Annotated in this window: 12 protein-coding genes and 1 pseudogene; 6 read left to right on the forward strand and 7 right to left on the reverse strand. The window is 68.7% G+C overall.

From position 1 onward, the window contains the following. Window positions 1–22: 22 nt before the first annotated feature. Window positions 23–1,384, forward strand: a complete 1,362-nt coding sequence (locus EL338_RS02125; protein WP_085130821.1) for a Mu transposase domain-containing protein — start codon at window positions 23–25, stop codon at window positions 1,382–1,384. Next, window positions 1,381–2,223, forward strand: a complete 843-nt coding sequence (gene istB / locus EL338_RS02130; RefSeq protein ID WP_085130819.1) for an IS21-like element helper ATPase IstB — start codon at window positions 1,381–1,383, stop codon at window positions 2,221–2,223. Before EL338_RS02125 ends, istB begins: the two co-directional genes overlap by 4 nt. A gap of 43 nt (window positions 2,224–2,266) precedes the next feature. On the opposite strand, the pseudogene EL338_RS02135 reads toward istB, so the two are convergent. From EL338_RS02135 to fadD3, 6 genes and pseudogenes are all read right to left on the reverse strand, one after another. Beyond that, a pseudogene (locus tag EL338_RS02135) lies at window positions 2,267–2,464 on the reverse strand (transposase); the annotation flags it as partial. A gap of 489 nt (window positions 2,465–2,953) precedes the next feature. Then, entirely contained in the window at window positions 2,954–4,072 is a 1,119-nt protein-coding gene (locus EL338_RS02140; RefSeq protein WP_126336627.1) for a pyridoxal phosphate-dependent aminotransferase, read from the reverse strand. A gap of 44 nt (window positions 4,073–4,116) precedes the next feature. Further along, window positions 4,117–5,082 (reverse strand): acyl-CoA dehydrogenase IpdE2, encoded by a 966-nt coding sequence (gene ipdE2, locus EL338_RS02145; RefSeq protein ID WP_126332230.1) that lies wholly within the window; start codon window positions 5,080–5,082, stop codon window positions 4,117–4,119. Then, window positions 5,079–6,038, reverse strand: coding sequence for an acyl-CoA dehydrogenase family protein (locus EL338_RS02150; RefSeq protein WP_126332231.1), 960 nt, complete (start codon window positions 6,036–6,038; stop codon window positions 5,079–5,081). The genes ipdE2 and EL338_RS02150 overlap by 4 nt, the downstream gene beginning before the upstream one ends. Then, a complete protein-coding gene (locus tag EL338_RS02155; RefSeq protein ID WP_126332232.1) occupies window positions 6,035–7,183 on the reverse strand; it encodes an acyl-CoA dehydrogenase family protein in 1,149 nt (382 codons plus the stop codon). The genes EL338_RS02150 and EL338_RS02155 overlap by 4 nt, the downstream gene beginning before the upstream one ends. After that, the gene (gene fadD3, locus EL338_RS02160; protein ID WP_126332233.1) at window positions 7,183–8,763 is read right to left on the reverse strand and encodes a 3-((3aS,4S,7aS)-7a-methyl-1,5-dioxo-octahydro-1H-inden-4-yl)propanoate--CoA ligase FadD3; all 1,581 of its coding nucleotides are present in this window, start codon (window positions 8,761–8,763) and stop codon (window positions 7,183–7,185) included. Before fadD3 ends, EL338_RS02155 begins: the two co-directional genes overlap by 1 nt. Before the next feature lie 103 nt (window positions 8,764–8,866). Between fadD3 and ipdE1 the strand changes: the two genes are divergently transcribed. From ipdE1 to EL338_RS02175, 3 genes are all read left to right on the forward strand, one after another. Continuing rightward, window positions 8,867–10,027 carry an acyl-CoA dehydrogenase IpdE1 gene (ipdE1, locus tag EL338_RS02165; protein WP_126332234.1) on the forward strand — a complete coding sequence of 387 codons (1,161 nt, stop codon included), beginning with the start codon at window positions 8,867–8,869 and terminating at the stop codon, window positions 10,025–10,027. Beyond that, the gene (ipdF, locus tag EL338_RS02170; protein WP_126332235.1) at window positions 10,027–10,815 is read left to right on the forward strand and encodes a (5R,7aS)-5-hydroxy-7a-methyl-1-oxo-2,3,5,6,7,7a-hexahydro-1H-indene-carboxyl-CoA reductase; all 789 of its coding nucleotides are present in this window, start codon (window positions 10,027–10,029) and stop codon (window positions 10,813–10,815) included. Before ipdE1 ends, ipdF begins: the two co-directional genes overlap by 1 nt. 88 nt (window positions 10,816–10,903) lie before the next feature. Then, on the forward strand, window positions 10,904–12,085 hold the full coding sequence (locus tag EL338_RS02175) for a zinc-dependent alcohol dehydrogenase (protein WP_126332236.1): 1,182 nt from the start codon (window positions 10,904–10,906) through the stop codon (window positions 12,083–12,085). A 6-nt stretch (window positions 12,086–12,091) separates the two neighbouring features. Here the strand turns inward: EL338_RS02175 and EL338_RS02180 are convergent, their stop codons facing one another. Next, window positions 12,092–12,697 (reverse strand): TetR/AcrR family transcriptional regulator, encoded by a 606-nt coding sequence (locus tag EL338_RS02180; RefSeq protein WP_126332237.1) that lies wholly within the window; start codon window positions 12,695–12,697, stop codon window positions 12,092–12,094. Window positions 12,698–12,775: 78 nt separating this feature from the next. Here EL338_RS02180 and EL338_RS02185 point away from each other — a divergent pair, with 78 nt between their 5' ends. Continuing rightward, window positions 12,776–13,696 carry a metal-dependent hydrolase gene (locus EL338_RS02185; protein WP_126332238.1) on the forward strand — a complete coding sequence of 307 codons (921 nt, stop codon included), beginning with the start codon at window positions 12,776–12,778 and terminating at the stop codon, window positions 13,694–13,696. The last annotated feature ends 6 nt before the right edge of the window (window positions 13,697–13,702 follow it).

Here is a 13,702-nt window from a genome sequence, read left to right on the forward strand (position 1 = left end):
GTCGAAGGAGGCCCGCTTTCTCATGCTCACATGGGAGGACGACATGGAAGTACACGCCCTACGAAAACGTGGTTGGTCGATCTCTGCGATTGCCCGTCACACCGGATTCGACCGCAAAACAGTCCGCAAGTATCTGGCCGGCGATGGCAAGCCCGGAGTGCGGGCCAGGTCGGGTCCGGATCCGTTCGACCCGTTCGTCGACTACGTGTCGGCCCGGCTGGTCGAGGACCCGCACTTGTGGGCCCGCACCCTTTACGACGAGCTCGAAGACCTAGGTTTCGGGCTGTCGTATCAGAGCCTGACCCGCAACATCCGCACCCGAGGTTTGCGGCCGGATTGCCAGGCTTGCCGCACCGCCACCGATCGGCCCAACGCCATCATCGCGCATCCGCCGGGTGAGGAAACCCAGTGGGACTGGCTGGAATTGCCCGATCCTCCCGAGTCGTGGGGTTGGGGCAAGAAGGCGTTCCTGTTGGTCGGATCGCTGGCACATTCTGGGAAATGGCGGGCAGTGCTCTCACCGTCGATGGATCAACCGCATCTGGTCGCCGCGATCGACAAGATTTGCCGCGGCCTGGGTGGACTGAGCAGGGTGTGGCGGTTCGACCGGATGGCCACCGTGTGTGATCCCGGCTCAGGTCGAGTCACTGCATCGTTTTCCGGGGTGGCCAAACATTACGGGGTGTCGGTGGCGATCTGCCCGCCGCGCCGCGGTAACCGCAAAGGTGTGGTCGAGAAGGTCAATCACACTGCCGCGCAACGCTGGTGGCGCACCCTGGCTGACGACATGACCGTCGAACAGGCCCAAGCCAGTGTGGATCGTTTCTCCCGTGTGCGCGGGGACACCCGCATTCGGGCCACCGTCGGCGGGCGATCCTCGGTGGCCGTGGTCGCCAAGGCCGAACCGCTGGCGCCGGTGCCGGCGGCGCCGTATCCGGTGATCGTGTCGCAGTCCCGGACCGCCTCGCGCCAAGCGTTGGTGTCCTACCGCGGCAACCGGTACTCGGTGCCACCGGAGCTGGCTGCCGCGCAGGTGACGATCAGCCATCCAATCGGTGGCCAGTTCTGCGACATCGCCACCACGAGTGGGATCGTGATCGCGCGACACCGCATGGCTGCCGACGGGCTCGGTGTGATGGTCCGCGACAGCGGCCACATCATCGCCCTGGACACCGCGGCGATGGCCACCGCCAACCCCGGGCGACCGCACCGCCGCAAGGAACGCATCCCACCCGGCCCGGCCGCCAAAACCGCTGCCGCACAACTGCGTGCGCTCCGCGATACCACCGCCAATTCTGCCGAATCAACCACGCCATCAACCGATTCCACTGTCATCGACCTGTCCGTCTACGAGCGGGCCGCCCAGAAAAGGACCCTGCAATGACCCCCACCCCACGCACCCCGAAAACCACCACCGAGACACCGGCGGCCGCGGCAAGCCGCTATCAGCAACTGCGGTCGCACCTGGCCGAGCTTAAACTCACCGCTGCCGCCGAGGCCCTGCCCTCGGTGCTCGACCAGGCCACCGCCGAGGGCCTGTCGATCACGGTGGCCCTGGAGCGGCTGCTGGCCGCCGAAGTCGATGCCAGCACCGCCCGCCGCCTCGCTGGAAGATTGCGGTTCGCCAACCTGCCCACCCCCGCCACCCTCGCCGATTTCGATGTCGACGCCGCCGCCGGCATCGACCGCGCACTGATCGACGAACTGGGCACCTGCCGCTACCTCGAATCGGCAACCAACGTCCTACTGATCGGCCCGCCGGGCACAGGAAAAACGCACTTATCAGTTGGATTAGCAAGGGCCGCAGCACATGCCGGATACCGCACCTACTTCACTACCGCCGCCGACCTGGCCGCACGCTGCCACCGCGCCGCCATCGAGGGACGCTGGGCCACCACCATGCGGTTCTACGCCGGCCCAACACTGCTGGTGATCGACGAACTGGGCTACCTGCCACTACCAGCTGAGGCAGCCTCGGCGCTGTTTCAAGTCGTATCCCAACGCTATTTGAAGACCAGCATCGTCATCACCACCAACCGCGGGGTCGGCGCATGGGGCGAAGTACTCGGTGACACCACCGTCGCCGCCGCCATGCTCGACCGCCTCCTACACCGGTCGGTGGTCATCAATCTCGACGGCGAGTCCTACCGGCTACGCGACCACCACGCCGCCGCCGAAAGCCTCCGCCGAGCCGCCACCGGAACCCGTCAACCCCTACACTGACCGGTGCTCACAGGTGAGGAATTTCGGCGAGCACACCTGGGGACGTTCGATGAGCGCGATCATTGCGGTGCGTGCTGCGTTCGCCGCTGCGTTGGTAGCGTCCGGCCCCGATGGTCTCGGTGGCCTCGGCCTCGATCAACGCCTGCAGCCCGGCGCGGATCAGCTCGGCGAACACCGCCCCAGCATCAGCGGACTTGAGTGCATCGAGCTGGGCGAGCAAGGCAGAATGGTCCTGGGTCATCGCGTGGTGCGTCCTTTGCTTGAGTCACTTGGTAGGTAACTCACTGACCACTACGCGATGGCCCGCCCGAAAGCCTTCACCGACACACCCGGGCCCGGGTCGTCCTCAGCTCCGAAACCCCACCACCCCAGGGGACTTACCCTCTGTTTGTCGTTCCCGACGTCATTAATTTTTGCTGGACGCAAGAGCCGCGCCATGGCACGAGAACTGCGTGGACAATATTGCGGTCGGTGCCAAAGTTCGACTCGAAGGGGCTGACTTTCCATTTTGTCGGGTCCCCCACGTTTTCCTGGATTTCACGGCAAAATCTGGCTACTGCTGATCAGGAAAGATCGATGAGCTCGAAGATTCGGCGCCGCCCCGATCCCCGGTCCTGAATCGACGGCAAGCCCGGCAGAATCCGCGACTGTCAGCACTTGATGACGCGTTTTAATCGGAGGGCGGCCCGGAGACGGTGCTGATGTGATGGATGTGACCCGCGACAAGGGGTCAGCGTAGCCAGTCCCCGATCCGGCGCACCGCCTCGTCGATGTCGGAGGTCGGACCGGCGAAGGACAGCCGGACATAGGACCCACCGCGGACGGGGTCGAAATCGATGCCCGGGGCGATCGCCACCCCGGTGTCGGCCAGCAGCTTCTCGCAGAATCCCAGGGAATCCGTGGTGAATTCGGAGACGTCGGCGTACACGTAGAACGCGCCGTCGGTCGGCGCCAGCCGGTCGATGCCGATGGCGCGCAGCCCTTCCAGTAGCCCAATTCGGTTGGCGCCGTAGTGCACCAGATGGCCCTCGGACTCCGCGATCGAATCCGCCTCGAACGCCGCGACGGCCGCAAGCTGGGACAGCACGGGCGGGCAGATGGTGAAGTTGCCGGTCAGACGGTCCACCGCCCGCTGCAGCGACTGCGGCACCAGCAGCCAGCCCAGCCGCCAGCCCGTCATCGCGAAGTACTTCGAAAAGCTGTTGACCACCACGGCATTTCGCGAGGTGCTCCACGCGCAGCTGGTCTCCGGGGCCCCGGGGTACACCAGGCCGTGGTAAACCTCGTCGCTGATCAGCCGGACCCCGGTCTCCTCGCACCAGACGGCGATCGCGGCCAACTCGGCGGGCGGGATGACGGTCCCGGTCGGATTGGCGGGGCTGGCCACCATCACCCCGGCCAGCGGCCGTTCGGCGTGCGCCGCGGCCAGCATCGCCACCGTGGGCTGGAACCTGGTGTCCGGGCCGCAGGCGATGTCGACGACCTCGCAACCCAGCGCCGACAGGATGTTGCGGTAACAGGGATAGCCGGGGCTGGTCACCACCACCCGATCACCGACGTCGAAGCAGGCCAGGAACGCCAGCAGGAACCCGCCCGAGGATCCGGTGGTGATCACCACGTCGGCGGGGTCGACCGCCACGCCGTGCTTGGTGTCGTAGGACTGCGCTATCGCCTCGCGCAGTTCCGGGATCCCCAGCGCCACGGTGTATCCGAGCTGGTTGCCCTCCAACGCGGCGGCCGCCGCCTCGCGGACCGGCCCCGGGGCGCCCACACTCGGCTGCCCGGCCGACAGATTCACCAGGTCGCCGTGGCTGCGCTGCCGCTCGGCCGCGGCCAGCCAGACGTCCATGACATAGAACGGCGGGATACCCGCTCTCAGCGCGGTCTTCACCCCTACGAGGTTACGGGGGACCCCAGTGCCTCGGCTTCCAGGCCGCGCAGGAACTCGACCGGCTGGCCCAGCAGCTGGGCGTTGGCGTGCGCGCGCTTGAAGTACAGCTGGATGTCGTGCTCCCAGGTGATCGCGATGCCGCCGTGCATCTGCACCGCCTCGGCGGCCACATCGCGGAACGCCTCGGTGGCGGTGACGTGGGCCAACGCGGCCGTGGTCGACGACGGGCCGGCGACAGCCTCCTCGACCACGGCCCCGGCGGTCTGCACCTTCACGTACAGATCCGCCATGCGGTGCTTGAGCGCCTGGAAGCTGCCGATCGGCCGACCGAACTGTACCCGCTCCTTGGTGTACTCGACCGTGAGATCCAGGCACCGCGCGGCCGCACCCACCGACTCGGCGGCCAGCAGGATGGCGGCGACCTCCGCCAGGCCCGGGTCGGCGCCCAAGGCTTCGGTCGCCGACGGCTGCACCCTCGCCAACCGACGGGTCAGGTCCATCGTCGGATGCGCCGACGCGGTGAACTCGGTCCAGCGGCTCAGCGTGCCGTCGGCGACGCCCACCACCACATCGGCCACATCGCCGTGCATCACGTAGTCGGGGTCCAGGGCCGCCGCACCAACCAGCGCCCCGGCGGCCAACTGCTCGAGCGTCTCGGCGTCCGGGGTTTCGGCGGTCAGCAGCGCCAGCTCGGTCAGCGTCGTGCCCAGCAGCGGCGAGGGCACCAGCGCCCGGCCCAGTTCGGTGACGACGGCCGCGGCGTCGGCGAGCTCTCCGCCGGCCCCGCCGAACTCCTCGGGCACCACCAGCGCGGCGACGCCCACCTGCTCGCACAGCAGCGTCCACAGCTTCCGGTCGTAGCCGGATTCGGATTCCATCGCGGCGCGAACCTGTTCGGGCCCAGCGTGTTTGGTGACCAGATCCCGGACGGTCTGGACCAGGAGCGTGCGTTCCTCGGTGCTGGTCACAACGCCTCCAATACGCGTCGCCGGTGATAGGTCGGATCGCCCCAGGCAGAGCGCAGCGCCTGGGCGCGCAGGAGCAGCAGGCCCAGGTCGTGTTCCTGGGTGAAGCCGATCGCGCCGTGGGTCTGCAGGGCCGAACGCGCGGCCAGCAGGCCGGCCTCGGCGGCCGCCACCTTGGCCGCGCTGATGTCGCGGGCTGCGTCCGGGCTCTGCTCACCCAGCGACAGCGCGGCGCCGAACACCAACGGCCGGGCCAACTCCAGGGCGATGTGCACATCGGCGAGCTTGTGCTTGATCGCCTGATACGAGCCGATCACCCGGCCGAACTGGGTGCGCTGCTTGGCGTAGTCGACCGAGGCATCCAGCATGGCCTGGCCCGCGCCGATCAGTTGCGCCGCGGTGAGCAGCGAGCCGAACTGCGCGGCCCGCTCGATGTCGGCGTCCCAGCCGGCGCCCTCGGCGGTGACGTCGAAGAGTCGCCGGCTCGGGTCCACCGAGTCGTGGCCGTCACCGGCGGAGCCCTCGTGTACCTGTTGATCGGCGACCAGCGTCAGGCCGGCGAAGTCGGCGCTGACGGCGCGCGGCTGCAGCGGTGCGGCCACCGTGGCGATCAGCTCGCCGGCGGCCAGCGCGGCGCTGCGCTGCGCCGCGGCCTCGCTGCCGGCCAAGAGCACCGGCGCCACCGCGACCGATTCGGTGACCGGCCCGGGGACACACCAGTAGCCCAGCCGCTCGCCGGCGACCACCAGGTCCACCGGATGCGCGCCGATGCCGTCGTGTTCCTCGGCCACATTCAGCGCGGTGACGCCGAGGTCGGCCAGCGTGGACCACACCTTGCGGGCCGGGGCGGTGTCCCCGGCCGACCAGGCGCGCACCGCGGCCGGCAGGTCGGCGGATCCCAGCGCCGCGTCGATGCTCGCGCCGAAGTCGCGCTGCTGTTCGTCGAGTTCGAAGTTCATTTGGCTTTGGCCTCCCGGGGCAACCCCAGCAGCCGCTCGGCGATGATGTTGCGCTGAATCTCGTTGGTACCGGCGTAGATCGGGCCGCCGAGGGCAAACAGATAGCCCTCGGCCCAGCTGTCGGCGAGCTCCCCGTCGGCGCCGCGCAAATCCAGGGCGGTCTGGTGCAGGTCGACGTCGAGTTCGGACCAGAACACCTTGGTCACCGAGGACTCCGCCCCCAGTTCGCCGCCGCCGGCCAGCCGGGTCACGGTGCCGAAGGTCTGCAGGCGGTAGGCCTGCGCCTTGATCCAGGCGTCGGCGACGCGGCCGCCGAACTCCACCCGGGTGGCGTCGTCGGACTGCGATTTCCACAGTTGCACAAGGCGATCGGCCGCTGCGGTGAAGCGGGCCGGGCTGCGCAGCGACATGCCTCGCTCGTTGCTCGAGGTGCTCATCGCGGCCCGCCAGCCCTCGTTCGGCGCGCCGATGACGTCCTGGTCGGGCACGAACACGTCATCGAGGAAGATCTCGCCGAAACCGGTGTCCCCGCCGAGCTGCGCGATGGGCCGCACCGTGATGCCGTCGGCCTTCAGGTCGAACATGAAGTACGTCAGGCCGTGGTGGCGTTGGGCCTCGGGATCGGATCGGAACAGGCCGAAGGCCATGTCGCCGAACGGCGCTCGCGAGCTCCAGATCTTCTGGCCGTTGAGTTTCCAGCCGCCGTCGGTCTTGGTGGCGGTGGCCCGCAGCGAGGCCAGGTCGCTGCCCGACTCGGGTTCCGACCAGGCTTGGGCCCAGATCTGCTCACCGCTGGCCATCTTCGGCAGGATGCGCTCGAGTTGTTCCTCGGTGCCGTGCCCGAACAGCGTCGGCGCCAGCATCGAGGTGCCGTTGGCGCTCGCTCGCCCCGGCGCCCCGGCGTGGAAGTACTCCTCCTCGTAGGCCACCCACTCCAGCAGCGACGCGTCGCGGCCGCCGTAGCGCTGCGGCCAGGTGATCACCGAAAGCCCGGCGTCGTACAGGATCTTGTCCCAGCGCCGGTGCTGCTCGAAGCCCTCGGCGGTGTCGTAGGACTTGGTCGGGAAGTCGTCGCGGTGGGCGGCCAGGAAGTCGCGGACCTCGGCGCGCAGCGCATCGGCCTCCTCGGTGAAGTGGAGATCCATCAGACCCTTTCCCTCAACTGCGGTTTGACCACCTTGCCCCCCGGGTTGCGCGGCAGGGCGGCAAGGAATTCCACCGATCGGGGCACCTTGAAGTTGGCGAGGTGCGCCCGGGTGTGGGCGATCACCGCTTGTTCGTCGAGTTCGGCGTCGGGCAGTCGGACGACGAACGCCTTGCCCACCTCGCCGAGACGTTGGTCGGGCACCCCGATGACGGCGGCTTCGGCGACCCCGGGCAGCCGGGCCAGCACCTGTTCGATCTCGGCCGGGTAGACGTTGAACCCGCCGCAGATGTACATGTCCTTCAGCCGGTCGGTGATGCGCAGATTGCCTGCGGCATCGACGGTTCCGACGTCGCCGGTGTGCAACCAGCCGTCGGCGTCGATGGCCGCGGCGGTGGCGTCCGGGTCGTCCAGGTAGCCGAGCATCACGTTCGGTCCGCGCAACAGCACCTCCCCGGCGTCGTCCCCGTCCGCGGCGTCGATGCGCAGTTCGAAGTCGGCGATCGGCCGCCCGCACGTGGTGGCGACCGTGACGGCGTCGTCGGTCGCGCGGCACATGGTGCCGAACCCGGCGGCCTCGGTCAGCCCGTAGGCCGTCAGCACGATGTCGATGTCGAGTTCGGTCTGCATCCGTTCGATCAGCACGACCGGGACCACGGCCGCGCCGGTCACGGCGAACCGCAGCGAACTCAGGTCGTAGTCGTCGCGGCGGGGGTGATCGAGCAGCGTCTGGTAGATGGTCGGCGGGCCGGGCAGCACCGTGGCGCGGTGTTCGGCGACGGCGCGTATGGTTTCTTCGGGGTCGAAGGTCAGCTGCGGGATCAGCGTCGCGCCGGTCTGCAGGCAGGCCAGGATGCCGGCCTTGTAGCCGAAGTTGTGGAAGAACGGGTTGATGCACAGATAGCGGTCGGTGCTGGTGATCTCGCCGCACGCGGCCCACGCCGCCGGCCCGGCCAGCGACTGCCGGTGCGCGCACAGCACACCTTTGCTGCGGCCGGTGGTGCCGGAGGTGAACAGGACGTCGGCGACGTCGTCGGGGCGCACCGCGGCGGCCCGCGCGTCGGCGGTCTCGACCAGTGCCGGATCCTCGCCGCGGGCCATGAACTCGTCCCAGGTGCCATCGGCGGCGTCGACCGGCACCCGCACGATGTGGCGCAGCGCGGGCAGTGCGGCGGTGTCGAGTTCAGCGACGCGGTCGGCGCCGAGGAACTCGCCCATCGCGATGAGTACCGGGGCGGCGGTGCGCGCGAGGATGTCGGCGGCCTCCGGGGCGGTGTAGCGGGTGTTCAGCGGGACGACGACGGCACCGGCCCAGTGTGTGGCCAGGCAGGCCACCACCCAGTGCCAGGTGTTCGGCGACCAGAGCGCGACCCGGTCGCCCGGTTCGACGCCGAGGTCGACCAGCGCCGCGGCGGCCCGGCGGACCTCCTGGCGAAGCTCGGAGTAGGTGAGTGTGCGCTCGGCGGTGACGACGGCCTGGTGGTCGGGCAGGGCGCGCGAGATGTGGTCCAGCACCGCAGGGGTGGTCCGCGGCACGGTGGTCCCCGCGTCGCCGCCGTCCGGCCCGCCGGATCGCGCCATGATGCTCCTCTGGGATTGATTGCCCGGCTCGCATCGCGCATCTGCGCTGCGTACATCGTCGACCGGTCACCAAAGCAAGTGCTTGGTAGGTTAGCCTACAGGGATGGCGGAGGTCCAGAAGTTCCGGGCGGAGGTCCGCGAGTGGCTGGCCGACAACCTCGTCGGCGAATTTGCAGCGCTCAAAGGCCTCGGTGGTCCCGGCCGTGAGCACGAGGCGTTCGAGGAACGGCGCGCCTGGAACCAGCATCTGGCGGCGGCCGGGCTGACGTGTCTGGGGTGGCCGACCGAGCACGGCGGCCGCGGGCTGTCGGTCGCGCACCGGGTGGCGTTCTACGAGGAGTACGCCCGCGCGAACGCCCCGGACAAGGTCAACCACTTCGGCGAGGAACTGCTGGGCCCCACGCTGATCGCGTTCGGCACCCCCGAACAGCAGCAGCGCTTCCTGCCGCGCATTCTCGACGTCACCGAGCTGTGGTCGCAGGGGTATTCCGAACCCGGCGCGGGCAGTGACCTGGCCAATGTGTCGACCACCGCGGTCCTCGACGGCGACCAGTGGGTGATCAACGGCCAGAAGGTGTGGACCTCGCTGGCGCACTGGGCGCAGTGGTGCTTCGTGGTGGCCCGCAGCGAGAAGGGATCCAAGCGGCACGCCGGCCTGTCCTATCTGCTGGTGCCGCTGGACCAGCCCGGGGTGCAGATCCGCCCGATCGTCCAGCTGACGGGCGACTCGGAGTTCAACGAGGTGTTCTTCGACGACGCCCGCACCGACGCCTCGCTGGTGGTCGGGGAGCCCGGCGACGGCTGGCGCATCGCGATGGGCACGCTCACCTTCGAGCGTGGGGTGTCCACCCTGGGGCAGCAGATCCGTTACGCGCGTGAGCTTTCCGGCATCGTGGCCCTGGCGCGGAGTAACGGCACCATCGACGACCCGCTGATCCGGGAACGGCTGACCCGGGCGTGGGTCGGGCTGAAGGCGATGCGCTCGTATGCGCTGGCCACCATGGATGTCGAACGGCCGGGCCAAGATAACGTGTCGAAGTTGTTGTGGGCCAACTGGCATCGCGGCCTGGGTGAGCTGGCGATGGACATCGCCGGTAAGGCCGGGTTGGTGCTCGCCGATCAGGACGGCACCCCGGACTTCGACGAGTGGCAGCGGCTGTTCCTGTTCTCCCGCTCCGACACCATCTACGGTGGCTCCAACGAAATCCAGCGCAACATCATCGCCGAGCGCGTCCTCGGCCTGCCCCGAGAGGTGAAGGGTTGATGAGTCTCGCCAACGTCCCGGAAGAGATTGCCGGACATGGACTTCTGACCGGCAAGGTGGTGGTGGTCACCGCGGCGGCCGGCACCGGGATCGGTGCGGCCACCGCCCGCCGTGCCCTGGCCGAGGGGGCGGATGTGGTGGTCTCCGACCATCACGAGCGCCGCCTCGGCGAGACCAAGGAGCAGCTGGAAGCCCTGGGGCTGGGCCGGGTGGAGAGCGTGGTCTGCGACGTCACCTCCACCGCGCAGGTGGACGCCCTGATCGCGTCGACCACCGCGCGCCTGGGCCGGCTCGACGTCCTGGTCAACAACGCGGGACTCGGCGGTCAGACCCCCGTCGTCGACATGACCGACGAGGAATGGGACCGGGTCCTCAACGTCACGCTCACGTCGGTGCTGCGGGCCACCCGCGCCGCGCTGCGGTACTTCCGGGAGGCCGAGCACGGCGGCGTCATCGTCAACAACGCCAGCGTATTGGGTTGGCGCGCACAGCATTCCCAATCCCACTACGCGGCGGCCAAGGCCGGCGTCATGGCGCTCACCCGCTGCAGCGCCATCGAGGCGGTCGAATACGGGGTGCGGATCAACGCCGTCTCCCCGAGCATCGCCCGGCACAAGTTCCTGGAGAAGACCAGCTCGGCCGACCTGCTGGACCGGCTGTCGTCGGACGAGGCATTCGGGCGCGCGGCCGAACCGTGGGAGGTCGCGGCCACCATCGCGTTCCTGGCCAGCGACTACTCGAGCTACCTGACCGGCGAGGTCATCTCGGTCTCCAGCCAGCATCCCTGACATTTTCGCGGCGCTCGGCCGCAGCAGGTTTCACCCCGACCTTCCCGGGTAGTCGGCTCAGCAGGGCAGCCCAGCGGAAGGAATTGCCATGCGAGCCGTGACCTGGCAGGGGAAGCGCAAGGTGCAGGTGGACACCGTGCCGGACCCCAAGATCGAGGAGCCCACCGACGCCATCATCGAGGTGAGCTCCACCAACATCTGCGGCTCCGACCTGCATCTCTACGAGGTGCTCGGGGCCTTCATGAACCCGGGGGACGTCCTCGGTCACGAGCCCATGGGCGTCGTCCGGGAGGTCGGCAGCGCCGTGACGAACCTGGCGCCGGGGGACCGGGTGGTCATCCCGTTCCAGATCTCCTGCGGGCACTGCTTCATGTGCGATCAGCAGCTCTACACGCAGTGCGAAACCACCCAGGTGCGGCAGCAGGGGATGGGTGCGGCGCTGTTCGGCTACTCCGAGCTCTACGGCAGCGTGCCGGGCGGGCAGGCCGAGTACCTGCGCGTCCCGCAGGCGCAGTTCACCCACATCAAGGTGCCCGACGGGCCGGCGGACTCCCGGTTTGTCTACCTGTCGGACGTGCTGCCCACCGCGTGGCAGGCCGTGGCCTACGCCGAGATTCCCGACGGCGGCTCGGTGGCGGTGCTGGGGCTCGGCGCGATCGGCGACATGGCCGCCCGTATCGCTCACCATCTCGGGTACCGGGTGATCGGTGTGGACCTGGTGCCGGAGCGGCTGGCGCGCCTCGAGGCCCGCGGCATCGAAACCGTGGGCCTGAACGAGCCCGACGGGACACTGGGGGACGCGATCCGCGCCCTGACCGACGGTCGCGGTCCCGATTCGGTGATCGATGCGGTCGGCATGGAGGCGCACGGCTCGCCGGTGGCCCACGCGGCCCAACAACTCACCGGCCTGCTGCCGGACGCGTTGGCCAAGCCGCTGATGCAGAAGGCCGGGGTGGACCGCCTCGATGCGCTGTACTCCGCGATCGACATCGTGCGGCGCGGCGGCACCGTGTCCCTGATCGGGGTCTACGGCGGGATGGCCGACCCGATCCCGATGCTGTCGCTGTTCGACAAGCAGATCACCCTGCGGATGGGCCAGGCCAACGTCAAACGCTGGGTCGACGACATCATGCCGCTGCTCACCGATGACGATCCGCTCGGTGTCGACACCTTCGCCACCCACGTGCTGCCGCTGGACGAGGCCCCGCACGCCTACCAGATCTTCCAGAAGAAGCAGGACGGCGCGGTGAAGGTCATCCTGCAACCGTGAGCCCGCCTATCGTGGCACCGTCGACAAGGCCGGGGTGACCCAGCGCCGCAAGAACGCGCGCAACTCGGTGGGCGTGCGGGGCGGATTGCGCGGTGCGATGATCATCGACTGGATGATCCGCAGCAGGAATTCGATCAGATCGTCGATCAGATGGTCGTCGTATCCCAGTGCAGCCCAGTCGATGTCGGTGCGCAGCAGGATCTCCCGGCAACGTTGGATCACGTCCGGGTCCAGCATGCGACGGCTGAACTGGTGGGAGTGGTCGTTGGCCACCAGCAGGGTGAGTTCGCTCTGGTGTGGAAGTCGCTCGATGATGTGGGCCACCACCTCGACGAGTTGGTCGGTGGCGGCGAGATGGGCGATCCGACTGGCGATCTCGTCGACGAAGCCGCGCAGCGCCACGTCGGCCACCTCGGACAGCAGTTCCTCGGTGCTCGCGAAGTAGCGATACACGGTCCGGCGGGTGATCCCGAGAGTCTCGGCGACCTCCGAGAGCGTGGGTTGGGCTTGGCCGCCGCCGCGCTGCAGGCAGTGCCGGGCCGCGCCGATGATCCGCTGACGGGCCTCCGCATCGTCGCTCGGCGGTGCGCCGGCCCAGCCCTTTCGGCCCATGTCATTGACTCTTTTCCGGTCCCGGTCAACAATGACACATGATACACCTGATGTCACAGTGTGAAATGAGTCGCGGCCGTGACTGAACTGCAAGTGCGGCGGCCCCGGTTCAACTTCGGCGACGCCGACGTGCCCTTCGCCTGGAACCCGGAGAACCCGCAGTTCTCGTTCTTCATGAACGCGACCTCGATGATCGCGATCGGCTTCGAGCAGATGATCGTCGCCGCGGTGCAGGAAGCCAGGCCGCTGATCACCGACCCCGAGGTGCTCGCGGAGGCCGCCGCGTTCCTGCGGCAGGAGGCCCAGCATTCGAGTTCGCACCGCAAGCACGTCGCGGCGCTGATCGACCACTACCCCGGTCTGCAGGAGACCTTCGACGCGGTCAACGCCGCGTTCGACGAGGTCACCGCGACCACCCCGCTGAACTTCCGCCTCGCCTACATCGCCGATCTCGAGGCCACCTTCACGCCTGCGTTCAAGCTCATGCTGGACAACGAGCGCACGCTGTTCCGCCCCGGCGACGACCGGGTGGCCTCGTTGTTCCTGTGGCACTTCGTCGAGGAGGTGGAGCACCGCAGTTCGGCGTTGGTCATCTACGACGCGGTGGTGGGCGACCGCTGGTACCGCATGCGGGCGCTGCCCGCCACGCTGCGTCATCTGGTGCAGGTCAGCCGGATCCTCGCTGACGGAGTGAACCAGCATGTGCCGCTGCAGGATCGACGGATCGATGCCCGCACCTTCGTCCCGGCGGACCGGGTGCGGCTGGCGTTGCGGCAGCGCTTCTCCCCGGATTCGGAACACATGGTGAAGTCGGTGCCGGCGTTCCACAGCGTGCCCTGGCGGGAGAAGCTGACCTCGGTCGGGCGAGTTCTGCTGAGCCAGACCCCATTTCACGACCCGAATCATCAGCCGCTACCGCGGTTCGCCGATCGTTGGTTCCGGCGCTACGACGAGGGGGCCGACGTGACGCGCTGGTATGCCGCCGAGCGGGCGGGGTAGGGCGCC

Origin of the sequence: Mycolicibacterium chitae (assembly GCF_900637205.1) — a bacterium.
Lineage (GTDB): Bacteria > Actinomycetota > Actinomycetes > Mycobacteriales > Mycobacteriaceae > Mycobacterium > Mycobacterium chitae.

Excerpts from the sequence above, each read along its gene's own strand:
- EL338_RS02125 (WP_085130821.1), top strand. The coding sequence starts at position 23 with ATGCTCACATGGGAGGACGACATGGAAGTACACGCCCTACGAAAACGT.
- istB (WP_085130819.1), top strand. The coding sequence starts at position 1,381 with ATGACCCCCACCCCACGCACCCCGAAAACCACCACCGAGACACCGGCG.
- EL338_RS02140 (WP_126336627.1), bottom strand. The coding sequence starts at position 4,072 with ATGGACGTCTGGCTGGCCGCGGCCGAGCGGCAGCGCAGCCACGGCGAC.
- EL338_RS02150 (WP_126332231.1), bottom strand. The coding sequence starts at position 6,038 with ATGAACTTCGAACTCGACGAACAGCAGCGCGACTTCGGCGCGAGCATC.
- EL338_RS02155 (WP_126332232.1), bottom strand. The coding sequence starts at position 7,183 with ATGGATCTCCACTTCACCGAGGAGGCCGATGCGCTGCGCGCCGAGGTC.
- fadD3 (WP_126332233.1), bottom strand. The coding sequence starts at position 8,763 with ATGGCGCGATCCGGCGGGCCGGACGGCGGCGACGCGGGGACCACCGTG.
- ipdE1 (WP_126332234.1), top strand. The coding sequence starts at position 8,867 with ATGGCGGAGGTCCAGAAGTTCCGGGCGGAGGTCCGCGAGTGGCTGGCC.
- ipdF (WP_126332235.1), top strand. The coding sequence starts at position 10,027 with ATGAGTCTCGCCAACGTCCCGGAAGAGATTGCCGGACATGGACTTCTG.
- EL338_RS02175 (WP_126332236.1), top strand. The coding sequence starts at position 10,904 with ATGCGAGCCGTGACCTGGCAGGGGAAGCGCAAGGTGCAGGTGGACACC.
- EL338_RS02180 (WP_126332237.1), bottom strand. The coding sequence starts at position 12,697 with ATGGGCCGAAAGGGCTGGGCCGGCGCACCGCCGAGCGACGATGCGGAG.